The sequence below is a fragment of the Candidatus Kurthia intestinigallinarum genome, assembly GCF_003991225.1.
Taxonomy (GTDB): domain Bacteria; phylum Bacillota; class Bacilli; order Bacillales_A; family Planococcaceae; genus Kurthia; species Kurthia populi.
In genome coordinates, this window is sequence record NZ_JTFC01000121.1 from 1 (window position 1) to 669 (window position 669).

Sequence of the window (669 nt, forward strand, 5' to 3'; positions counted from 1 at the left end):
TTTCTCTAAAGCTTCTATATTTTCTGAATCATTATCTCCTGAACCAGCAACGTTAATAATATCAAATTGGCTAAATACATCATGTTCTTTCATTAATTCGCTTAAAGCACGAGCCTCTTGAACACCTGGTACTAACCAAAGTGTATTTCTTAAATTGTCGCGATAATAATCTGTTGAAAAAGGGAAGTTTGTCTGATGTTCTTCATAACGGTCTTTTTTAGAAATTAAATTTAAAAAATCCCATACATCTTTTTCGTGAACAAATTTCCCACGTAATGAAAAGTTTGGCTCATTATTGTCATACGTTCTGAAGAATTCTCTGAAGTTAAAAGCTTTATCTTCAATATCAACATATTGATGATTGATGAATTCTTTATCAAGGTGATATGTAAAAATAGATAATTTAGGTAAGCTTGCGTATGGATTTGAATCACCAAAATTATTTTGATCCCACTCATACTTAGCTTGTTGTTCCATAACATAGTCCCACGTATAAATATCTGCTTCATCCTCGTAATCTTCAAAGAGATTAAATGGTGTCCCAGATAATTCAAGGGTAAAGGAGCGTTCAAGATTTTTATGTACGGCCTTAGCTAGAGGTGTTTTATTACCTTCGTGTGCTTCATCAACAATTACACAGTCCCATTTGGTTTCGAAGATTAAATCATT

The 669-nt window shown here is 32.6% G+C and carries 1 protein-coding gene; it reads right to left on the reverse strand.

The genetic code is table 11. The annotated features are described in order from the left end of the window. Positions 1-669: DEAD/DEAH box helicase family protein (locus QI30_RS19075; RefSeq protein ID WP_370323642.1), on the reverse strand; the 669-nt coding region annotated here is incomplete at both ends.